The sequence below is a fragment of the Variovorax sp. SPNA7 genome (assembly GCF_033807855.1).
Taxonomy (GTDB): domain Bacteria; phylum Pseudomonadota; class Gammaproteobacteria; order Burkholderiales; family Burkholderiaceae_C; genus Variovorax; species Variovorax beijingensis.
This window is the reverse complement of the sequence record NZ_CP138513.1, coordinates 5,776,022-5,796,909: the sequence shown is the minus strand read 5'-3', so window position 1 is coordinate 5,796,909 and position 20,888 is coordinate 5,776,022. Positions and strand designations below refer to the sequence as shown.

At 68.2% G+C, this 20,888-nt stretch carries 23 protein-coding genes; 8 read left to right on the top strand and 15 right to left on the bottom strand.

Translation table 11 applies throughout. The annotated features are described in order from the left end of the window. Positions 1-24 precede the first annotated feature (24 nt). Both RZE77_RS27240 and RZE77_RS27235 read left to right on the top strand, forming a co-directional pair. Positions 25-693, top strand: coding sequence for a GntR family transcriptional regulator (locus RZE77_RS27240; RefSeq protein WP_319440069.1), 669 nt, complete (start codon positions 25-27; stop codon positions 691-693). A 53-nt stretch (positions 694-746) separates the two neighbouring features. Next, positions 747-1,685 carry a fatty acid desaturase family protein gene (locus tag RZE77_RS27235; RefSeq protein WP_319440068.1) on the top strand — a complete coding sequence of 313 codons (939 nt, stop codon included), beginning with the start codon at positions 747-749 and terminating at the stop codon, positions 1,683-1,685. Here RZE77_RS27235 and RZE77_RS27230 read toward each other — a convergent pair. The 7 genes from RZE77_RS27230 to RZE77_RS27200 all read right to left on the bottom strand — a co-directional run bounded on the left by RZE77_RS27230 (position 1,682) and on the right by RZE77_RS27200 (position 6,841). Further along, positions 1,682-2,560 carry an EamA family transporter gene (locus tag RZE77_RS27230; RefSeq protein ID WP_319440067.1) on the bottom strand — a complete coding sequence of 293 codons (879 nt, stop codon included), beginning with the start codon at positions 2,558-2,560 and terminating at the stop codon, positions 1,682-1,684. The genes RZE77_RS27235 and RZE77_RS27230 overlap by 4 nt on opposite strands. A 40-nt stretch (positions 2,561-2,600) precedes the next feature. Next, complete coding sequence (locus RZE77_RS27225; RefSeq protein ID WP_319440066.1) at positions 2,601-2,921, bottom strand: hypothetical protein; 321 nt, start codon at positions 2,919-2,921, stop codon at positions 2,601-2,603. Between the two features lie 86 nt (positions 2,922-3,007). Next, entirely contained in the window at positions 3,008-3,178 is a 171-nt protein-coding gene (locus RZE77_RS27220) for a hypothetical protein (RefSeq protein ID WP_180288607.1), read from the bottom strand. A gap of 96 nt (positions 3,179-3,274) precedes the next feature. Continuing rightward, positions 3,275-4,714, bottom strand: coding sequence for an ATP-dependent RNA helicase DbpA (dbpA, locus tag RZE77_RS27215; RefSeq protein WP_319440065.1), 1,440 nt, complete (start codon positions 4,712-4,714; stop codon positions 3,275-3,277). A gap of 88 nt (positions 4,715-4,802) precedes the next feature. Beyond that, positions 4,803-5,075: a translation initiation factor IF-1 gene (gene infA / locus RZE77_RS27210; protein ID WP_015867950.1), complete on the bottom strand. Its 273-nt coding sequence runs from the start codon at positions 5,073-5,075 to the stop codon at positions 4,803-4,805. 61 nt (positions 5,076-5,136) lie between these two features. Beyond that, positions 5,137-5,397: a hypothetical protein gene (locus RZE77_RS27205; RefSeq protein ID WP_015867949.1), complete on the bottom strand. Its 261-nt coding sequence runs from the start codon at positions 5,395-5,397 to the stop codon at positions 5,137-5,139. 388 nt (positions 5,398-5,785) lie between these two features. After that, positions 5,786-6,841: a sugar phosphate isomerase/epimerase family protein gene (locus tag RZE77_RS27200; protein ID WP_319440064.1), complete on the bottom strand. Its 1,056-nt coding sequence runs from the start codon at positions 6,839-6,841 to the stop codon at positions 5,786-5,788. Between the two features lie 127 nt (positions 6,842-6,968). Between RZE77_RS27200 and RZE77_RS27195 the strand changes: the two genes are divergently transcribed. Beyond that, complete coding sequence (locus RZE77_RS27195; RefSeq protein ID WP_319440063.1) at positions 6,969-7,856, top strand: gamma-glutamyl-gamma-aminobutyrate hydrolase family protein; 888 nt, start codon at positions 6,969-6,971, stop codon at positions 7,854-7,856. Positions 7,857-7,869: 13 nt separating this feature from the next. On the opposite strand, the gene RZE77_RS27190 is transcribed toward RZE77_RS27195, so the two are convergent. The 3 genes from RZE77_RS27190 to RZE77_RS27180 form a co-directional block, all read right to left on the bottom strand. After that, positions 7,870-8,052, bottom strand: coding sequence for a hypothetical protein (locus RZE77_RS27190; protein ID WP_319428231.1), 183 nt, complete (start codon positions 8,050-8,052; stop codon positions 7,870-7,872). 106 nt (positions 8,053-8,158) lie between these two features. Then, entirely contained in the window at positions 8,159-9,031 is an 873-nt protein-coding gene (locus tag RZE77_RS27185) for an N-formylglutamate amidohydrolase (protein ID WP_319440062.1), read from the bottom strand. 12 nt (positions 9,032-9,043) lie between these two features. Next, complete coding sequence (locus RZE77_RS27180) at positions 9,044-10,009, bottom strand: tripartite tricarboxylate transporter substrate binding protein BugE (protein ID WP_319440061.1); 966 nt, start codon at positions 10,007-10,009, stop codon at positions 9,044-9,046. Between the two features lie 112 nt (positions 10,010-10,121). Between RZE77_RS27180 and RZE77_RS27175 the strand changes: the two genes are divergently transcribed. After that, positions 10,122-11,051, top strand: a complete 930-nt coding sequence (locus RZE77_RS27175) for a LysR substrate-binding domain-containing protein (protein WP_319440060.1) — start codon at positions 10,122-10,124, stop codon at positions 11,049-11,051. Between the two features lie 13 nt (positions 11,052-11,064). Here RZE77_RS27175 and RZE77_RS27170 read toward each other — a convergent pair whose 3' ends face one another. Beyond that, positions 11,065-12,060, bottom strand: coding sequence for a tripartite tricarboxylate transporter substrate binding protein (locus tag RZE77_RS27170; RefSeq protein WP_319440059.1), 996 nt, complete (start codon positions 12,058-12,060; stop codon positions 11,065-11,067). Continuing rightward, positions 12,057-14,999 (bottom strand): DNA topoisomerase III, encoded by a 2,943-nt coding sequence (locus RZE77_RS27165; RefSeq protein ID WP_319440058.1) that lies wholly within the window; start codon positions 14,997-14,999, stop codon positions 12,057-12,059. Before RZE77_RS27165 ends, RZE77_RS27170 begins: the two co-directional genes overlap by 4 nt. A gap of 184 nt (positions 15,000-15,183) precedes the next feature. Here RZE77_RS27165 and RZE77_RS27160 point away from each other — a divergent pair, with 184 nt between their 5' ends. From RZE77_RS27160 to RZE77_RS27150, 3 genes are read left to right on the top strand one after another with little or no spacing between them, the layout of a single operon-like run. After that, positions 15,184-15,840, top strand: coding sequence for an SET domain-containing protein (locus RZE77_RS27160; protein WP_319440057.1), 657 nt, complete (start codon positions 15,184-15,186; stop codon positions 15,838-15,840). Between the two features lie 2 nt (positions 15,841-15,842). Next, positions 15,843-16,670: a biotin--[acetyl-CoA-carboxylase] ligase gene (locus RZE77_RS27155; RefSeq protein ID WP_319440056.1), complete on the top strand. Its 828-nt coding sequence runs from the start codon at positions 15,843-15,845 to the stop codon at positions 16,668-16,670. 11 nt (positions 16,671-16,681) lie between these two features. After that, positions 16,682-16,870 (top strand): sporulation protein, encoded by a 189-nt coding sequence (locus tag RZE77_RS27150; protein ID WP_124959151.1) that lies wholly within the window; start codon positions 16,682-16,684, stop codon positions 16,868-16,870. Between the two features lie 21 nt (positions 16,871-16,891). Here the strand turns inward: RZE77_RS27150 and RZE77_RS27145 are convergent, their stop codons facing one another. The 3 genes from RZE77_RS27145 to RZE77_RS27135 all read right to left on the bottom strand — a co-directional run bounded on the left by RZE77_RS27145 (position 16,892) and on the right by RZE77_RS27135 (position 19,605). Beyond that, on the bottom strand, positions 16,892-18,337 hold the full coding sequence (locus RZE77_RS27145) for a sensor histidine kinase (RefSeq protein WP_319440055.1): 1,446 nt from the start codon (positions 18,335-18,337) through the stop codon (positions 16,892-16,894). 45 nt (positions 18,338-18,382) lie between these two features. Further along, positions 18,383-19,054 carry a response regulator gene (locus RZE77_RS27140; protein WP_015867936.1) on the bottom strand — a complete coding sequence of 224 codons (672 nt, stop codon included), beginning with the start codon at positions 19,052-19,054 and terminating at the stop codon, positions 18,383-18,385. A gap of 65 nt (positions 19,055-19,119) precedes the next feature. Next, the gene (locus tag RZE77_RS27135; protein ID WP_319440054.1) at positions 19,120-19,605 is read right to left on the bottom strand and encodes a MarR family winged helix-turn-helix transcriptional regulator; all 486 of its coding nucleotides are present in this window, start codon (positions 19,603-19,605) and stop codon (positions 19,120-19,122) included. Between the two features lie 146 nt (positions 19,606-19,751). Here RZE77_RS27135 and recA point away from each other — a divergent pair, with 146 nt between their 5' ends. Next, positions 19,752-20,870, top strand: coding sequence for a recombinase RecA (gene recA / locus RZE77_RS27130; RefSeq protein WP_319440053.1), 1,119 nt, complete (start codon positions 19,752-19,754; stop codon positions 20,868-20,870). Positions 20,871-20,888: the final 18 nt, after the last annotated feature.

Sequence of the window (20,888 nt, the reverse complement as noted above, 5' to 3'; positions counted from 1 at the left end):
CAGCACCAGCAGCAAAAGAAAACAATGGCCCCCCCGAAGACCGTGCCCCGCCCCCAGCCCAAGCGACGGGCCGCCGACCTCGCCTACGACGCGATCGAAACGCTGCTGTCCACGCTGCAGCTGGAGCCCGGCAGCCAGATCGTCGAGGCCGACCTCGCCGAGCGCACCGGCCTCGGCCGTACGCCGGTGCGCGAGGCGCTGATGCGCATGGTGTCCATCGGCCTCATCGTGCAGCAGCCGCGCCGCGGCCTGCTGGTGTCGACCATCGACCTGGCCGACCACCTCGACGTGATCCAGACCCGGCGCGTGCTCGAACGGCTGATCGCGGCCTGCTCGGCGCGCCGCGCCACCGCGCTGCAGCGCAAGGAGATCGTGCGCTGCGCCGAGCTGATGGTGAAGGCCGCCCATCGCGGCGACCTGAACGACTACATGCAGGCCGACCGCGCGCTCGACCTCGTCAACCACCAGGCGAGCCACAACGACTCGGCGGTGAAGGCCGTGATCCCGCTCATCGTGCAGTGCCGCCGCTTCTGGTACGCCTACCAGCATGAAGGCGAGATCGTCGAAGGCGCCAATGCGCACCTCGAACTCGCGCAGGGCATCGCGACCGGCGACGAGGCCGCGGCCGTTGCCGGCGCCAACCGGCTGATGGACTACCTCGAGCTGTTCGCCCGCAAGGTGATCGACAACTGAGGCCCCGGGGAATTCCGCGTGCCGCGGCCGGGCCATCGGCGCATACTGGCCCGATGGCCGTCGCCCCCCGCGCCCAACCCGAGGACTTCTTCTCCACCGAAGAGTGGCAGTCGCTCACCACCCGCTCTTCATGGAAGGGCCTGTGGCTGGTGGCGCACTGCTGGGGCGTCATCGGCGCCGCGATGCTCGTGGGCATTGCTTGGCCGTGGACCGTGCCGCTCATGGTGCCGATCGTCGGCGCGCGGCAGCTCGGGCTCTTCATCCTCATGCACGACGCCGCGCATGCGGGCCTGCACCGCAGCCGCAGGGTCAACGACTGGATCGGCTACTGGCTGTGCTCGTCCACGCTGCGCGACTACCGGCCCTATCACCTGCAGCACCACCGCTTCGTGCAGCAGACCGAAGACCCGGACCTCGTGCTGTCCGCGCCCTTCCCGATCACGCGCGATTCGATGTGGCGCAAGGTCGTGCGCGATTTGAGCGGCCAGACCTTCTACAAGCAGCGCTTCGGCCACATCGCCGAAGGCATCCGCCGTCGCGCACCCGGCGAATCGGCGCTGAAGGCATTCGGGCGCGAGCTGGCGAAGGACCGGCGCTTCCTTGCCGGCAACGGCCTCGGCTTCCTGGCCTTCGCGCTGGCCGGGTATGGATGGGCCTGGCTTTTGATGTGGCTGCTGCCGATGGCCACCTGGCTGCCGCTCGTGAGCCGCGTGCGCAACATCGCCGAGCATGCGCTGGTGGCGCAGAACGAGGCCGATCCGCTGCGCCAAGCACGCACCACGCATGCCGGCTGGCTCGAACGCGCGCTGGTGGCGCCCTACTGGGTCAACTACCACTGCGAGCACCACATGTTCACCAGCCTGCCCTGCTGGAGCCTGCCGAAGGCACACCGCCTGCTGCAGCGCCGGGGCGCCACCACGCGCATGGAAGTGCAGCCCGGTGGCTACCTGGGCCTGCTGAAGCGCGCCGCCCCGGCGGCCCGCTCCGCCTAGGGCCTTGCCAGCACCGCGGCCGGCGCGCCGCGCTGCGCATGCTGGCTGAGCCAGATGCTCGCGATCACCACGAGGATGCCCACCACCTGCAGCACCGACAGGCTCTGCCCCAGCAGCGCCCAGCCGAGGATCACGGCCATGACCGGGCTCAGGAAAGTCAGCGGCGCGATCGCCGACGATTCCAGCCGGGCCACGCCGCGGAACCAGACGATGTAGGTCAGCGCGGCACCCACCAGGCCGAGCCAGGCGAAGCCGATCCAGTTCGCGGCGCTGAGCGTGGGCAGCGGCGGCTCCAGCCACAGCGCCACCGGCAGCAGCAGCAGGCCGCCCGCGGTCAGCTGCCATGCCGTGAAGGCCAGTGCCGAGACCGGCGGCTGCCAGCGCCGGCTGAGCACCGTGCCGAAGGCCATCGACACCGCGGCGGCAAAGGCCGCGGCAATGCCGAGCGCATCGAGCGCGGCGTTCGGCGTGAGCACCAGCAGCGCAACCCCGCCGATGCCCACCACCGCGGCCGCCACCGAGAGCGCGCGCACCGCCGAGCCCAGGAAGAAGCTCGCCAGGAACACCACGAAGAGCGGCTGCACCGAGGTGATCGTCGCCGCGACGCCGCCCGGCAGCCGGTAGGCCGCAAGGAACAGCATGGCCCAGAGGATCGAGAAGTTCAGCGCCCCCAGCACGAGGATGCGCCCCCACCATGCCCGTTCAGGCAGCTGGCGCACGATCAGCAGCAGCAGCAGGCCCGCCGGCAGCGCGCGCAGCAGCGCGACCGTCAGCGGGTAGTCGGCCGGCAGCAGCTCGGTGGTCACGATGTAGGTGCTGCCCCAGATGGCGGGCGCGGCCGCGGTGAGCAGGAGGTCGGTGGTGCGGCTGGTCATTCGATGAATGTAGCCAGTTGCCCCGTCGGGCGCCTGCGCTTCAGTCTTCGGCCGGCGCCGGCTCAGGGCCGGGCCAGCCCAGCAGCTCGGCCAGCCGCTGCACGATCCAGCCGGCCTCGGCCGCCGACACGCCGGCTTCGGGCATCGCGAGCCCGGCATGGATGCGCCGCAGGATCTCGCTCTCGACCGGCACCTCGGTGTGGTGCTGGATCTGTGCGTGGCCCACGAGGTGGCTGGCCAGGTCCTCGCAGATCTCGTAGCGCTCGCGCACCACGCCGATCGGCTCGCGCAGGCGCTGGCGCGCATCGCTGTAGACCGCGAAGAACGAGGGCGGGATGTAGATCTGGTTGTCGTCGGACATGGCGCTTGTTGTAGCGGGCCCAATGACAAAACGCGCCCGTGGGGCGCGTTCGTCGTGGCTCCGAAGAAAGAGCCGCGGGGGCTGGATCAGCCGCCCTTGGTCGGGCGCTTGCCCGGGTTCTTCTTGCTGCGCGTGGCGGTGCCGCGCTCGAGGCTGACCTTCTGGCCGCCACCAGTGCGAGGCGCGGTGTAGCCGGGCATGGGGGTCGGCTTCGGGCTGGCAAGACGGTCGGCTTCGGTACGGATTTTCTTGGGCATGGAAAGCTCGGATAAAAAGGATGTTCGACCCCCGATTAGGCCACATCGGCAGATTTCATCTGCCAAGCGCCGAAACGACGGGCCATGGGAGGGATGTCAGGTGGACTGCGGTGTCAGCAGGCGCACCCTGACGCTCTTGCCTTTCACGCGGCCGTTGTCGAGCTTGCGTGCGGCTTCTTCGGCAATGCTGCGGTCCACCGCAACATAGGTCGAGTACTCGTTGACGTTGATCTTGCCAACCTGCTCCTTGGCATAGCCGCAGTCGCCGGTCAGCGCGCCCAGCACGTCGCCGGCGCGGATCTTCTCCTTGCGCCCGCCCACGATCTGCAGCGTGGCCATGGGCGGCGCGAGCGGCGCGCCCTTGGCCGGCGTGAGCTCGGCCAGCGGGTGCCATTCGGATTCGCGGCCCTGCAGCTGCTCGATCTTGCCGACGCTGCCCATCTCGTCCATGCTCGCCAGGTTCAGCGCGAGGCCCTCGGCGCCGCCTTGCTGGCCCACGCGGCCGGTGCGGCCGATGCGGTGGATGTGGATTTCGGCGTCGGGTGTCACGTCGACGTTGATCACGGCTTCGAGCTGCGCAATGTCGAGCCCGCGCGCCGCCACGTCGGTGGCCACCAGCACCGAGCAGCTGCGGTTGGCAAACTGCACCAGCACCTGGTCGCGCTCGCGCTGCTCCAGTTCGCCGAACAGCGCCAGCGCGCTGAAGCCCTGGCCCTGCAGCACCTCGACGAGGTCGCGGCACTGCTGCTTGGTGTTGCAGAAGGCCAGCGTGCTCACGGGGCGGAAATGGTCGAGCAAAAGGCTCACGGCATGCAGCCGTTCGCTTTCCTTCACCTGGTACCAGCGTTGGCGGATCTTGCTGCCTTCATGCTGCGCCTGCACCGTGATCTGCTCGGGGCTCTTCATGAACTGCTGCGCGAGCTTGGCGATGCCTTCGGGGTAGGTGGCCGAGAACAGCAGCGTCTGGCGCTCCTTGGGGCACTGGCGCGCCACCTTCACGATGTCGTCGAAGAAGCCCATGTCGAGCATGCGGTCGGCTTCGTCGAGCACCAGCGTGTTGAGCGCCTCGAGATTCAGGTTCTCGCGCTCCAGGTGGTCCATGATGCGGCCCGGCGTGCCCACCACGATGTGCGCGCCATGCTCCAGGCTCGCGATCTGCCCGCGCAGCGCAACGCCGCCGCAGAGCGTGACCACCTTGATGTTCTCTTCCGCGCGCGCCAGGCGGCGGATTTCGGTCGTGACCTGGTCGGCCAGCTCGCGCGTGGGGCACAGCACCATCGCCTGGATGGCGAAGCGGCGCGGGTTCAGGTTGGAGAGCAGCGCGAGGGCAAAGGCGGCGGTCTTGCCGCTGCCGGTCTTGGCCTGCGCGATCAGGTCCTTGCCGAGCAGCGCCGGCGGCAGCGCGGCCGCCTGGATCGCCGTCATCTGCGTGTAGCCCAGCTGCGTCAGGTTGGCCAGCATCTGGGGCGAGAGCGCCAGCGTGGCAAAACCGTTGCCGGCTGGCGGGCCGCCGGCGGTGGAAGGGGATGTGGTCATCGTTTTGCAGCCGGGCGGCCGCAACAAAAACAAAGGCCTTGCCAAGCGCCCGCGCGGGGCGCTTGCAAGGCCCTTCGTCCGTCGCGGATCAGCGGCGAGGTGCGTTGTTGTTGCCGGAGTTGGTCGGCGGCGGGCCGCGACGCTCCAGGTGGCGGAAGGTGATACGGCCCTTGGTCAGGTCGTAGGGCGAGAGTTCGAGCGACACCTTGTCACCCGCCAGGATGCGGATGTGGTGCTTGCGCATCTTGCCGCCGCTGTAGGCGATCAGCTGATGGCCGTTGTCGAGCGTCACGCGGTAGCGCGAGTCGGGCAGGACTTCGGTCACTGCGCCGTTCATTTCGATCAGTTCTTCCTTGGGCATGTGTGATTACCTCTGAATTCTCGTTCGATGTGTGTTGGAGATGAAGATGGGCGTAATTGTTTCAGCCCGCGCACGGCAAAGCGAGCGGCGCGCTGCGGGGGTGGCGTTCGCGCACCCAGCCGAGCCCTTGGGCAACGGCATAGCGTGCCGCGGCGGCGTGGCTGGCAAAGCGCGGCGTGAAACGCATCACGCGGTCGTGCATGCCGCTGCCCCGGCCGGAGCGGATCGAGACGGACGCGGCAAAATTGCCGTCGTCCTGGTGGCGGATGAGCGGGGAAACAAGGTACTTGCCCACCGCGATACTGTGTTGAATGATGTCCATGAAGCCTTGGCACCCTGCGCGAAAAGTGTGCGCAAGATGCCAGAAAAATAATTGAAAACGGGCGTGGGCCGGCCGGAATGGCGCGGCGGACGCGCTATTCGCTTCAACAAGAACGAAGGCAGTGGTGGCAATCATGGGCGCCCGGTCTGGCGCTCCAACACACTGTGAAGCCGGCTTGGGGGAAAGAGGCCTGAAAAATCCAAGGGACAGTGCAGGTCAGCCGGCGGAGTGACGAAAAGTGCTTCGTCGTGGTATCGAAACGAACCCGGCATTATAGCCCGCGGGGCATGACAGTTGCTTGTCTTAAAAACAACGCATTAATGAATTCGGCGCCAAACACCCGCCACCCACGCGTTCGATGCTATCAAAAATATAGCTGAAAAGCACCTCAGCCGATCCCCAGCATCCGCTTGTTGGCCGCCACGTCCACGCCGCCCGCCGCAAAATCGTCGAAAGCGCGCTCCGCCACCCGGATGATGTGGTCGGCAATGAAGGCCGCGCCCTCGCGCGCGCCGTCCTCGGGGTGCTTGATGCAGCACTCCCATTCGAGCACCGCCCAGCCCGGGAAGTCGTACTGCGCCATCTTCGAGAAGATGGCGCTGAAATCGACCTGCCCGTCGCCCAGCGAGCGGAAGCGCCCCGCGCGGTTGATCCAGCTCTGGAAGCCGCCGTACACGCCCTGCTTGCCGGTCGGGTTGAACTCGGCATCCTTCACGTGAAAGATCTTGATGCGCTCGTGGTAGTGGTCGATGTAGGCCAGGTAGTCGAGCTGCTGCAGCATGAAGTGGCTCGGGTCGTACAGGAGGCAGGCGCGCGGATGGTTGTTCACGCGCTCCAGGAACATCTCGTAGCTCACGCCGTCGTGCAGGTCTTCGCCTGGATGGATCTCGTAGCCTACGTCCACGCCCGCCGCGTCGAAGGCATCGAGGATCGGGCGCCAGCGGCGCGCGAGTTCGTCGAAGGCCTCCTCGATGAGTCCCGGCGGGCGCGGTGGCCACGAATAAAGGTACGGCCAGGCCAGCGCGCCCGAGAAGGTGGCGTGCGCCGTGAGCCCCAGGTTGGCCGAGGCCCTGGCCGCGAAGTGCAACTGCTCCACCGCCCACTGCTGGCGCCGCACCGGATCGCCGCGCACCTCGGGCGCCGCGAAGCCGTCGAAGCCCGCGTCGTAGGCCGGATGCACCGCGACCAGCTGGCCCTGCAGGTGGGTCGACAACTCGGTGATCTCGAGGCCGTGCACGGCCAGCGTGCCCTTGACCTCGTCGCAGTAGGTCTTGCTCTCGGCCGCCTTCTTGAGGTCGAACAGGCGCGCGTCCCAGCTCGGGATCTGCACGCCCTTGTAGCCCAGTCCGGCGGCCCAGCCGGCAATGGCGTCGAGCGAATTGAACGGGGCTTCGTCCCCGGCGAACTGGGCCAGGAATATGGCCGGGCCCTTGATCGTTTTCATGGCTTGTCTTCCTTCTTGGTCGTGGCGGCGTTGAAAGCATACTTGGCGTGTCGTCCGACCCCGTGCGAGAGGCCAAAGCGCCACAATGGACTTTCCTTTTCGCACAGCACGCCCTGCTCGTCCCGCGATGCCGCAACCAGTTTCCGCCCGGCTCAAGATCGGCTTGTCCGCCTGCTTTTCCCATGCCGACCCGGCGCGTTCGCTCTTCACCAACAAGACGCTGCAGTACGTCGAGCAGTCCATTGCGCACTGGCTCATGTCGGCCGGTGCCATGGTGGTGATGGTGCCCTGCCCCACGGGCGAAACCGCACGCGGCGACACCAAGCTCTCGCACTACGCCGAATGGCTCGACGGCGTCGTGATGCACGGCGGCGCCGACGTCTGGCCCGGCAGCTACGGCGAGGTGCCGCTCAAGGATGCCTGGGTGGGCGACCGCATCCGCGACCTGTACGACCTGGCGCTGGTCGAGGCCTTCGAGCAGGCCGGCAAGCCCATCTTCGGCGTCTGCCGCGGGCTGCAACTGATCAACGTGGCCTTCGGCGGCACGCTCTACCAGGACATCGAGGCGCAGCACGAGCATCCTGAAGCCGTGCGGCACCGCGACCCGGTGACCTACGACCAGAACTTCCACCAGATCGAGATCGTGGAGGGCACGCGCCTGGCCAAGCTCTACCCCGAGGTCAAGACCGCCAAGGTCAACAGCATCCATCACCAGGGCGTGAAAGACCTCGCGCCGGGTTTCGAGATCGAGGCCTGGAGCCTGCCCGACCGCGTGCCCGAGGCCATCCGCCGCAGCGCCGACAGGGGCCGCAGCTACATCGCCGCCACGCAGTGGCACCCCGAATTCCACAAGTACGGCAGCACCGAGACGGTAGACGACACGCCGATCCTGCACGACTTTCTGTGGGCCTGCGCCACCGCGAAGGTGGCGCCGCGTACCGTGCCCGATGCCGGGCACGGCCGGATCCGCGACCGCGCGGCGCGGGTGCTGCGCCAGGCGCTGCTGCGGCGCTGACGCCCCGGCCGGCTTAGCGCCGCTCGGAACGGTTCGAGCTGCCGCTGACGCTCGCGTCGATGGTGCCGAACACCGTCACGCCGCTGCCGGACGACGAGGCGGCGCGGTCGCCGCTGCCGGCCGACCCCGTGCCGGCGCAGCCCGCCGCCAGGGCGCCCATCGCAATGGCAAGAACAGCTGCAATGAATGGCTTCACGTAAAACTCCAGGCAATGGTGGGAAGACTTGCGGCCACTATAGGCCCGGTGCCTTCCGGCCCTGCCGCAACACACGCGCCGGCGGCAGGGTTGTTGTTGTTGCCGGTCAGCGCGGATCGGTGGCCAGCAGCATGGCCACCATCGACTGCAGGTCCTGCCGCAGCCGCGCCGCGCCGTCCTCGTCGAGCGCCAGCGTGGCCTCGTCCATGTAGAGCTTGCGGTTGACCTCGACCTGGATGCTGTGCCGCTGCCCGGCCGGCCGGCCATGCCGGCGCACCAGTTCCACGCCCTTGTAGGGATGGTTGTAGTCCACGCTGTAGCCGCGCGCGCGCAGGTGCTCGCGGATCCTTTGCGACAGCGCCGGGTCGGCGGTGCTGCCGTCGCGGTCGCCGATCACGAAGTCCGCATGCACGAGGCCCGGAAAATCGGTGGCATGGCTGCCCGCCACCGCCGGCATCGAGTGGCAGTTGATGTGGATGCTGTAGCCGTGCCGCGCATGCGCCGCGTCGATGGCCTCGGCCACCGCCGCATGGTAGGGCCGCCAGCAGTTGTCGATGCGCGCGCGCACCTCGTCCACGCCGAGCAGCCGGTCGTAGATCGGCAGGCCCTCGTCGGTGAGCTTCCAGACCAGGCCCTTGCCGAGGCGCACCTTGGCGAGCACGCGCGGGTCGGCCGAAAGGGGCCCGGTCCACGGGCCGTCGAGCAGCGCGGTGTCCAGCTCGGTGGTGTCGCGGTTGGCGTCCAGGTAGCTGCGCGGAAAGTGCGCCTCGATCCACGCCGCGCCCATTTCGGGCGCAAAGGCGTAGAGCTTCTCGACGTGCGTGTCCTCGGCCCGGCGCAGCGTGGCCAGGTCGCACGCGGGCCGGAAGTCCTCGGGGTAGACGGTGCCGCTGTGCGGCGAGTCGAGCACCAGCGGCGTGTGCCCGGCGACGCTCGTCACCTGGGCGCGGGTTTGGATCAGTTTCAGGACAGGATGCATAGGCAAATCAGGTCAGTCCAATCGGATGCGGGCGAAGGCGGCGACTTTTTTCATCTTCTCGATCTCGCTGTCGATCTGCTTGGCGAACTCGGCCGGCGTGGTGCCCGACGCATAGAGCCCCTGCAACGCCAGGCGTTCGCGCACCGAGCTGTCCTTCAGCGCGGTGGCCACCGCCTGCTGCATGCGCAGCGCGATGTCGGCCGGCGTGCCGGCGGGCGCCACCAGCCCGAACCACGACGGATCGTTGTTGGCCGGATAGCCGAGTTCGCGGTAGGTCGGCACTTCGGGCAGCACGTCGAGCCGGCTGCTCCAGGACACGGCCAGCGCCTTCAGCTTGCCCGCCTTCACGTGCGGCAGCGACGAGGCCACCTGGTCGAAGTACACCGGCACCTCGCCCGCGAGCACGTCGTTGATGGCCGGGCCCGCACCGCGATAGGGGATGTGCACCATCGAGGTTCCGGTGCTGCTCTTGAAGAGCTCGCCCCACATGTGGCCGATGGTGCCGTTGCCCGGCGAGGCGTACGACACCTTGCCCGGATTGGCCTTCAGGTACTTCACGAGTTCCGCGAAGCTCTGCACCGGCAGCACCCGCGGGTTGATGACCACCACGCCCGGGGCCTTCACCAGCTCGGTCACGGCGACGAAGCCCTTGACCGGGTCGTAGGGCAGCTTCTGGTAGACGGCCGGGTTCACGCCGTGCGTGGAAAGCGTGGCCACGCCGAAAGTGAGGCCATCCGGCGCGGAGCGGGCCACCTCGGCCATGCCGATGGAGCCGCCGGCGCCGGCGCGGTTGTCGATGACCACAGGCTGCTGGAGGATCTTGGCCAGCGGCTCCGACAGCACGCGCGCCGTGATGTCGGTGGCACCGCCGGGCGGGAAGGGCACGATCATGCGGATCGGCTTGCCTTGCTGGGCAAAGGATATTCCAGGCGCGACAGAAACAGCAGCCAGGGCGGAAAGAAGATGACGACGTTGCATGGGGGTTTCTCCAATGAGACGGAAGTAATGAAGCAAAAGTTGCTGCGTTACTTGAAGCAAAGGATAGACCAGCTAACATTCTGATCTGGAATGTTTTAATGGGCATCCAGCCATGTCGCTCCGCCGCCTCAACCCGCCGCTGAACCTGCTGCGCGCCTTTTCCACCGTGGTGCGCTTCGGCGGCGTCTCGCGCGCCGCCGAGGCGCTGCACCTCACGCAGGGCGCGGTCAGCAAGCAGGTGCAGGAGCTGGAGCGCTGGATCGGCGTGCCGCTGTTCGAGCGCAGCCGCAAGCGCCTGGCGCTCACGCCCGCGGGCGAGCGCTACGAAAAAGCCGTGCGCGCCGTGCTCGCGCAGCTGGAGGCGGCCACGCTGGAATTCATCACCAGCGGCGACGGCGGCGGCGCGCTGCACCTGTCCACCCTGCCCACCTTCGGCGCCAAGTGGCTGATTCCGCGCCTGCCCGACTTCCAGCGCCTGCATCCCCAGATCACGCTGCATTTCGTGCCCTTCGTGCATGGCTACGACTTCGAGCGGCCCGAGCTCGACTGCGCGATCCTCTTCGGCGACGGCCACTGGCCCGGCGCGCGCTCGCACTACCTGGCCGGGCGGGACGTGGCGCTGATCGCGCCGCGCGCGGGCCTGGCCGAAGCCGCCATCCGCACGCCGCAGGACGTGGCGCGCTGCACCCTGCTGCGCCACGTCACGGTGCCGCAGTCGTGGCTGCAATGGAGCGAGGCGCATGGCGTGCGCGGGCTCGATCCGCTCGCCGGACCGCAGTTCGACCAGTTCCAGACCATGATCCGTGCGGTGATGGTGGGCATGGGCGTGGCGCTGGTGCCGCGCTGCCTGGTGCAGGACGAGATCGCCTCGGGGCTGGTGGACGAGCCGCTGCCGGGCGGCGGCTACCGCGGCGACCAGGGCTACTGGTTCTGCTACCCCGAAGGCCGCGGCCAGCTGGCCACGCTCGACCACTTCCGCCGCTGGCTGCTGGCGGACGCCGATCGCAGCGCGGAGGAGCAAGCGCCGCCGGCCCTCGCGTGACCGTGGCGGCGGGCTACTCGGGCTTGGCGCCCGACGCCTTCACCGCGCCGCCCCAGCGCTGGATTTCGTTCGCCACGAAGCGGTCGAACTCGGCGCCCGTGGTGGGCGCGGGCTCGGAGCCCCGGTCGCGGATGAAGCGCGCCATCTGCTCGCTCTTGAGGATGTCGGTCACTTCCTGGTTCAGCCGCGCCGTGATCTCGGGCGGCGTGCCGCGCGGTGCCATCAGGCCGAGCCAGCCCACGGCCTCGAAGTCCCTGGTGCCGGCCACGCCGCTTTCGCGCACGGTGGGCACGTCGGGCAGCTGCGACGAGCGCTTGGCCGAGGTCACCGCCAGCGCCACCGCCCTGCCCGACTTGATGTGAGGCAGCGCTGCCGTCACCGAATCGACCATCAGCGGAATCTGGTTGCCCAGGAAGTCCGACTGCGCCGGCCCGCTGCCACGGTACGGAATGTGGGTGATGAAGACGCGTGCGGCCGACTTGAACATCTCGCCCGACAGGTGCTGCGTACCGCCGATGCCGGCGCTCGCATAGCTCAGCCGGCCCGGTTCGGCCTTGGCGCGCGCGGCCAGGTCGGCCATGCTGCGGATGCTGCTTTCGGGCGTGGCCAGGAACACCAGCGGCACCGTGGCGATCAGCGAGATGCCCACCAGGTCCTTGCGCGGATCGAAACCGGGTTTGGCGTAGAGCGTCTGGTTCACCGCCATCGCGCTGCCCGCCACCACGAGCGTGTAGCCGTCGGCCGGCGAGCGCACCACGAAATCGGTGCCGATGTTGCTGCCGGCGCCGGCCTTGTTGTCCACGATCACCGGCTGGCCCAGCCGCTTGCCGAGCTGTTCGGCAAGCGCGCGCGCGAAGATGTCGGTGGCCTGCCCGGGCGGGAACGGCACCACCAGCTTCACGGGCCGGTCGGGCCACGCCGCGGCCTGCGCGAGGCCGGCCGCGCCGGCAAACAACACCGCCGCGCCGGCCGCCAGGCCGGTGGCGAAATGCCTGCGCCCCGCCTTCATGGCGCCGACAGGTGCTTGCCCACGATGCCCGCGAGCTCGAACATCGTCACCTGGTCCTTGCCGAACACCGGCTTGAGCTTGGCGTCGGCATTGATCGCGCGCTTGTTGGCCGCGTCCTGCAGGCCGTTGGCCTTGATGTAGTCCCAGAGCTTCCTGATGACCTCGGTGCGCGCCACCGGTTCGGCGCCGATCACCGCGGCCAGCGAGTCGCTGGGCTTCAGGCCCGCGCCGGGCTTGCGCGGCGCCGCGGCCTTCTTCGCGGCCGGTGCCTTCTTGGCGGCGGGCGTCTTCTTTGCCGCCACCTTCTTGGCGGCCGCGGTCTTGCCCGCCGGCGCGGCCTTGCCGAAGGTCTTGCGCGGCGGGAACTTGCTGCCGCCTTCGCGCGGCGCGAATTCGAAGGTCACCTTGCCCTCCTCGGCGTTCCAGGTCAGGAAGGCCTTGAAGGCGCGGCGCGTGCGCATGCTCACGAACTTGTCGAGCAGGTCGGTCTTGCCGGTGGCCAGCAGCTTTTCCATCTGCGCGCGTTCCACCGGCTGCTGCAGGATGATCTTGCCGGTCTTGAAGGTGCAGCTCGGCGTCGGCTGCGCAGTGGTGGGCACCGACTTCTCGCAGACGTAGTTGCTGCCGTGCTCGAACACCGGCGCGCCGCAGATCGGGCACGGGCCCACCGTGTCCTGCTCGCTGAAATCGACGATCTCGCCGGTGTCGGCGTTCTTGTCGTCGCCGAAGTCGAACTCCAGCTTCCAGTTCTTCGCCTCTTCGTCGTACTTGAGGACGATCTCGGACGTGAAGGGCCAGCCGGCCTTGGAGCGGAAGCCCTCCAGCGGGCCGATGTGCTTGTCGCGCAGCAGCACTTCCGCCTCGGCCACCTCGAAGGTGCGCCCCGCCGGCGACTTGCCGAACGAGAAGCCGCAGGGTTCCTGCCCGGCCTTGCCGGTGCAGCTGTAGCGGCGGTAGTTTTCCTTCACCACGCCGCCGCAATTGGGGCACGGGGTCGACAGCGTCGTGTAGTCGCCCGGCACGGTGTCGCGGTCGTATTCCTTGGCCTTCTTGACGATGTGCTGCGTCATTTCGGCGATCTCGCGCATGAAGGCGTCGCGGCTCAGCGCGCCCTTCTCCATCTGCGCGAGCTTGTACTCCCACTCGCCCGTGAGCTCGGCCTTGGAGAGTTCCTCCACGCCCAGGCCGCGCAGCAGCGTCATGAGCTGGAAGGCCTTGGCCGTGGGGATCAGTTCGCGGCCTTCGCGCAGCATGTATTTCTCGGTGATCAGGCCTTCGATGGTGGCCGCGCGCGTGGCTGGCGTGCCCAGGCCCTTTTCCTGCATGGCCTCGCGCAGTTCGTCGTCGTCGATGGTCTTGCCGGCGCCTTCCATCGCGCCCAGCAGCGTGGCTTCCGAATAGCGCGCGGGCGGCCGGGTCTTCAGCGCCTTCAGGTCGGCCGATTCGGTCTTCACCGTTTCGCCCGGCTTCACCACCACCAGGTTCTTGCCGTCCTTCTCGTCGTCGTCGCTGATGGCTTCCTTGCCCCAGATCGCGAGCCAGCCCGGCTTGACCAGCACCTTGCCGTCGCTGCGGAAGGGGTACTTCTTGCCGCCGGCCTCCACTGTGCTGATGCGCGTGGTCACCTGGAATTCGGCGCTCGGGAAGAACACCGACATGAAGCGGCGCACCACGAAGTCGTAGAGCTTCTGCTCGGCGTCCGAAAGGCCGCTCGGCGCCTGCAGCGTGGGAATGATGGCGAAGTGATCCGACACCTTGGCGTTGTCGAAGATGCGCTTGTTCGGCTTCACGTAGCTGCCGTCGACCGCCTGCTGCGCAAAGGGCGCGAGGTGCTTCATGCCGCTGTCGGCGAGCATCTTCATGGTGTCCTTGACCACCGGCAGGTAGTCCTCGGGCAGCGCGCGCGAGTCGGTCCGCGGATAGGTCAGCGCCTTGTGGCGCTCGTACAGGCTCTGCGCCAGCGCCAGCGTGGTCTTGGCCGAGAAGCCGAAGCGGCCGTTGGCCTCGCGCTGCAGCGAGGTCAGGTCGAACAGCATTGGCGAAGCCTGGGTGGTGGGCTTGCTTTCCTCGGTCACGGTGGCGGGCTTGCCGCGCGCCGCATCGGCGATCTCGCGCGCCTCGCGCTCGCTCCACACGCGGTCGGCGCGGATCTCCGCGTCGGCCGTGCCGTCGGGGCCGGGCGGCGGCTTCTTGAAGTTGGCGTCGAACCACTTGCCCGGGTACTGGCCGGCCTCGGCCTGGAACACGCCGTGGATTTCCCAGTAGTCGCGGCTCACGAACTTGCGGATCTTTTCCTCGCGCTCGACCACCACCGACAGCGTGGGCGTCTGCACCCGGCCCACGGTCGTCAGGAAGAAGCCGCCGTCGCGCGAATTGAAGGCCGTCATGGCGCGCGTGCCGTTGATGCCCACCAGCCAGTCGGCCTCGGAGCGCGAGCGCGCGGCGTCGGCCAGGCCCTGCATCTGCTTTTCGGTGCGCAGCGCGTCGAAGCCGTCGCGGATGGCCTGCGGCGTCATCGACTGCAGCCACAGGCGCTTCACGGGCTTGTTCAGGCCGGTCTTTCCGCCCGCGTATTGCTCGATCAGGCGGAAGATCAGCTCGCCCTCGCGGCCCGCGTCGCAGGCGTTGATGAGTTGCGTCACGTCCTTGCGCTTGGCCTGCTTGACCACGGCGTTCAGGCGCGTCTTCGTCTTGTCGACCGGCTTCAGGTCGAAGTGAGGCGGAATCACCGGCAGGTTCGCGAAGCTCCACTTGCCCCGCTTGACGTCGAACTCCTCGGGCGCCTGGATTTCGACCAGGTGGCCGACAGCACTGGTCACGACATAGCTGTCGTTCTCGAAATGCTCGTCATGCTTGTCGAACTTGCCGGCCACCGGCGTGAGTGCACGGACGATGTCCTGTGCCACCGACGGCTTTTCTGCGATTACCAAGGTCTTCATCAACAAATTCCTAAAAGAGTTCTCAGGCCGCCGCCGAGCCGCCTCAAGGCGGCCTGCGGCCCCCTCGGGGGGCAGCGACGACACGCAGTGCGGGAGCGTGGGGGCCACATACAATCTGCGGCTTCCCGCGTGTGCGCACGCGCACACGCGCATGTGTGCATATTCAACCTAACAGACTTCGGCGATGCCTTCCAAATCCCCACAATTCGCCGGCCGCCGCATCCAGATGCGGCGCTCGGATGTCCACGGCAACGGCGTGTTCGCCGTGGACGACCTGGCCGAAGGCGAGACGCTGATCGAATACAAGGGCGAGGTCATCAACTGGAAAGAGGCGCTGCGCCGCCACCCGCACGACCCGGCCCAGCCGAACCACACCTTCTACTTCCACATCGACGACGGGCGCGTGATCGACGGCAACGTCAAGGGCAACGACGCGCGCTGGATCAACCATTCGTGCGAGCCGAACTGCGAGGCCGACGAGATCAATGGGCGCGTTTATATCAAGGCGCTGCGCAACATTGCTGCAGGAGAAGAGCTCAACTACGACTACGGCCTGATCATCGACGAGCCCTACACGCCGAAGCTGCTGTCCGAGTTTCCCTGCTGGTGCGGCTCCGAGAATTGCCGCGGCACGCTGCTGACGCCCAAGGACGAAGACGAAGAAAAGAAAAAGAAGAAAAAGGCCAGGAAGAAGGCCGACAAGAAAAAGGCCGAGAAGAAGGAAGCCAAGAAGGCGGACAAGAAAGCCGAAAAAAAGGCCGAAAAAAAGGCTGAGAGCAAGGCCGAAAAGAAACCGGAAAAAAAGAAGTCCAAAAAGGACGACGGAGCCGGCAAGGGCTGAACATGGGTACCCAGGCCGCCTGGTTCGAAGACCGGATCGCCGCGGCGGTGGCGCCGCTCTTGCCCGGCTTCACGGTCGAGGCCGTGGCCGAGATCGATTCGACCAACACCGAACTGATGCGCCGCGCGCGTGCCGGCCACACCCCGCCGGTGCTGCTGGTGGCCGAGCGCCAGACGGCAGGGCGCGGCCGGCTCGGCCGGCCCTGGCAGAGCGCGCAGCAGGGCGAAGAACAACAAGGCGCCGCCTCCCTCACCTTCTCGCTCGGCCTGCCGCTCGCGCCGCGCGACTGGGCGGGCCTCTCGCTGGCCGTGGGCGTGAGCGTGGCGGAAAGCCTCGATCCCACGGGCGCGGCCAAGGTCGCGCTCAAGTGGCCCAACGACCTGTGGGTGGAAGACCGCAAGCTGGCCGGCATCCTGATCGAAACCGCCATGCCGCATGCGGGCCGCGCCGATGCGCCGGCCCCGCCGCGCTACCTGGTGATCGGCATCGGCATCAACATCGGCCCGCGCGAGGGCGATGGCATGCGCACCCCGCCGGCCTGGCTGCGCCAGTGGCGCCCCGATGCCACCGCGCCCGAGGTGCTGGCCGAACTGGCCGCGCCGCTGGTGCGCAGCGTGCAGGCCTTCGAGGCGCAGGGCTTCGGGCCGTTTGCCGAACGCTTTGCCGCGCGCGACGCCTTGCGCGGGCGGCAAGTCCAGCTCAGCGACGGCAGCTTCGGCCTGTGCGAGGGCGTGGCCTGGGGCGGCGAGCTCCAGGTGCGCACCGCCGACGGGCTGCAACTGGTCTCGAGCGACGAAGTCAGCGTGCGCCCGAGCGGCATGGCGTTCTGAGGCCGGCCACCATGAAGCTGCGCCTGGTGCTGATCGCCCTGCTCGTCGCCAACCTGGGCTACTGGCTGTGGTCGCGCGGCGACCTGGCCGGCTTCGGCCTGGCGCCCGCGGGCTTCAACGAGCGCGAACCGCAGCGCCTCGCGCGCCAGGTGCATCCCGAGTGGCTCCAGATCCGCAAGGACGCCAAGGGCACGCCCTGACGACCCCGCTGCCGCGCCTCGTCAGGACGCGGCTTCTTCGCCCTCGAAGCGCACCGTGAAACGCGCCCCCGGCGGCTGCCGGCCCGGATGCGCGTCCTCCAGCTTCACCTGCGCGTGGTGCTGGTTGGCGATCTCGCGCACGATCGGCAGGCCCAGCCCCGAGCCGTCGGCCTCGTTGCCGAGCACGCGGTAGAACGGCTCGAACACCAGTTCGCGGTCGGCCTCCGCGATGCCCGGCCCGTTGTCCTCCACCTGCAGCAGCACCACCTGGCCGAAGGGGTCGGCCAGCACGCGCGCAGTGATCACGCCGGGCCGCCCGGCCGTCGACGAGGTGTAGTTGAGCGCGTTGTCGACCAGGTTGCGCACCAGCTCCTTCAGCAGGGTCGGGTTGCCTTCGATCACCACGCCGGGCGCGCCCGCCTCGGCGCCGTCGTAGCCCAGGTCGATGCGCTTCTCGATCGCGCGCGGCACCGCTTCGCGCACCACCTCGATGGTGAGCCGCGCCAGGTCGCAGGGCTGGCGGCCGGTGCCGGCGCCGGTGCTTTCGGCGCGCGCGAGCGAAAGCAGCTGGTTCACCGTGTGGGTGGCGCGCACGCTGGCGCGGCCGATCTGCTTGAGCGACTGCTTGAGCTCGTCGGCATTGGCGCCCTCGCGCTGCGCCAGGTCGGCCTGCATGCGCAGGCCCGCGAGCGGGGTCTTGAGCTGGTGCGCCGCATCGGCCAGGAAGCGCTTTTGCGTGTGGATCGAATCGTTGAGCTTGTCGAGCAGCTCGTTGACGGACGACACCAGCGGCACCACCTCGAGCGGCACCGACGATTCGTCCAGCGGGCTCAGGTCGCCCGGGCGGCGCTCGCGGATGCGCGCCTCCACCACCGACAGCGGCTTGATGCCGCGCACCAGCGCCAGCCAGATCAGCAGCACGGCCAGCGGCAGGATCGCGAACTGCGGCAGCAGCACGCCCTTGATGATCTCGGTGGCCAGCACCGACTGCTTCTCGCGCGTTTCGGCCACCTGCAGCAGCGCCGGCTCCGCGTCGCTGTCGGGGCCCGCGAGCCAGAGCGAGGCCACGCGGACCGACTTGCCGCGCATCTCGCCGTTGCGCAGAGTGACCACGCCGGGAACCGGGGGCTCGTCGGTGCTGGGATGCGGCACGTCGGGCTCGCCGCTGAGCAGCGCGCCGTGGCTGTCGAGCACCTGGTAATAAACGCGGTCGGCGCCGTCGGCCCGCAGGATCTCGCGCGCCGGCTGCGGCAGCACGAACTGCGTCTGCCCCTGCTGCACCGTGACCAGCCGCGCCAGCGTCTGCACGTTGTATTCGAGCGCGCGGTCGAAGGGGGCATTGGCAATGCCCTGCGCCACCAGCCACGTCACGCCGATGCTCACCGGCACCAGCAGCAGGAGCGGCGTGAGCATCCAGTCGAGGATCTCGCCGAACAGGGAGCGCTGCGCGCGCTGGAAGAGTTTCAAGGCAGTGGCCCCCGGGGGTCTTCGGGCACTACGCGTGGCGGCGCGTCAAGGAATCTTCTCGAGGCAATAGCCGAGGCCGCGGACCGTTGCAATGCGCACCGGCCCCTTCTCGATCTTCTTGCGCAGGCGGTGGATGTAGACCTCGATCGCGTTCAGGCTCACTTCCTCGCCCCATTCGCACAGGCGCTCCACCAGCTGGTCCTTGCTGACCAGGCGGCCGGCGCGCTGCAGCAGCACCTCCAGCAGGCCCAGTTCGCGCGCCGAGAGCTCGACCATCTTGCCGTCGATGGTGGCCACGCGGCCGGCCTGGTCGTACACCAGCGGGCCGTGCCGGATCGTGTTGCTGGTGGCGCCCATGCCGCGCCGCGTGAGCGCCCGCACGCGCGCCTCGAGCTCCTGCAGGCTGAAGGGCTTGGCCATGTAGTCGTCGGCGCCGTGGTCCAGGCCCTTGACGCGTTCCTCCACGCTGTCGGCCGCGGTGAGCACCAGCACCGGCAGCTGCGAGCCGCGCGCGCGCAGCCGCTTCAAGATCTCGATGCCATGCAGGTTGGGCAGCCCCAGGTCGAGGATCAGCAGGTCGAACTCGCTGTGCGTCATGAGCGCGGTGTCGGCCTGCGATCCGTTCGCCACGTGGTCGACCGCCGCGCCCGAGGTGCGCAGGCTGCGCAGCAGGGCATCGGCCAGCACCTGGTCGTCTTCGGCAATCAGAATCCGCATGAGCCACCTCCGGCCGGTTCGGGCGCCGCTCCGGCGCCGCGTTCACATCTGTCTCTTCGCCGAGTCTAGCCCGCTGTGTAGGCTTCGAGTCCGATGGTTACCACGGTGGCGACGTCGTTGCCCACGCTGGCGCGGAACTCGCGCTCGGCCTGCGTCACCGCGCTGCGGAAGGCGTCCAGCCAGGCCAGGCCGTCGGCCGTGAAGAGCACGCGCCGCGCCCGTGCGTCGAGCGGATCGGGTCCGCGCGTGACCAGGCCCCAGGCCTCGCACTGGTCCACCAGCGCACCCATCGCCTGCTTGGTCATGCCGGCGCGCCCGGCCAGTTCGGTCAGGCGCGAGCCCTCGCGCGCCAGGTGCCGCGTGATGTGGATATGCGCGGCGCTCACCTGCGCGCGCGCGGCAAGGTTCGACAGCGCCAGCGGCACGTCGACGTCGTGCGCCATGAGTTCGAGCACGCGCTCGTCGAAGCGACGCATCGCGTGGCCCAGCAGGCGGCCCAGGTGGGTCTGCCGCCAGGCGTCCGGGTCGGTCGGAAAAGCGGTTTCGGCCATCGGCTAGATGGTAAAGCAAACTGACCAAAAAATGGGTTTACTCAAACCAACGAGCCTCTACACTACTGTTCAAGCATCCAGCCTGTGATTAAAAGCAGATGGACCGCAGTCACACACAAACCGTTGATTTTCAAGGAGATTTCTTCATGGACGCACTCGTCAAAGGCACCAGCATCTCGGTCGCAGGCAGCGAAAAGGCCAAGGCGCTGCAGGCCGCGCTGGCCCAGATCGAAAAGCAGTTCGGCAAGGGCACGATCATGCGGCTTGGCGAGGGCGAGGCGCTCGAAGACGTCCAGGTGGTCTCCACCGGTTCGCTCGGCCTGGACATCGCGCTGGGCGTCGGCGGCCTGCCGCGCGGCCGCGTCATCGAGATCTACGGCCCTGAATCCTCGGGCAAGACCACGCTCACGCTGCAGGTCATCGCCGAGATGCAGAAGCAGGCCGGCACCTGCGCCTTCGTCGATGCCGAGCATGCGCTCGACGTGCAGTACGCCCAGAAGCTCGGCGTGAACCTGTCCGACCTGCTCATCAGCCAGCCCGACACCGGCGAGCAGGCCCTTGAAATCGTCGATTCGCTGGTGCGCTCGGGCGCCGTCGACCTGATCGTGGTCGACTCGGTCGCCGCCCTCACGCCCAAGGCCGAAATCGAAGGCGAAATGGGCGACTCGCTGCCCGGCCTGCAGGCCCGCCTGATGAGCCAGGCGCTGCGCAAGCTCACCGCCACCATCAAGAAGACCAACTGCATGGTCATCTTCATCAACCAGATCCGCATGAAGATCGGCGTGATGTTCGGCTCGCCCGAAACCACCACCGGCGGCAATGCGCTGAAGTTCTACGCCTCGGTGCGGCTGGACATCCGCCGCATCGGCACCATCAAGAAGGGCGACGAGGCCATCGGCAACGAAACCAAGGTCAAGGTGGTGAAGAACAAGGTGTCGCCTCCGTTCAAGACGGCCGAGTTCGACATCCTGTTCGGCGAGGGCATCAGCCGCGAAGGCGAGATCATCGACATGGGCGTGAATGCCAAGATCCTCGACAAGTCGGGCGCCTGGTACGCCTACAACGGCGAAAAGATCGGCCAGGGCCGCGACAACGCCCGCGAGTTCCTGCGCGAGAACCCCGGGCTGTCGCGCGAGATCGAGAACAAGGTGCGCGAGTCGCTGGGCATTCCGCTGCTGGCGGCCGATGCCAGCGCTCCCGCCACGGAAAAGGCCGAGAAGCCCGCCAAGGCGGCCAAGGCCGACAAAGCCGACAAGGGCGAGTAAGCCGGCGAGCACGCGCGA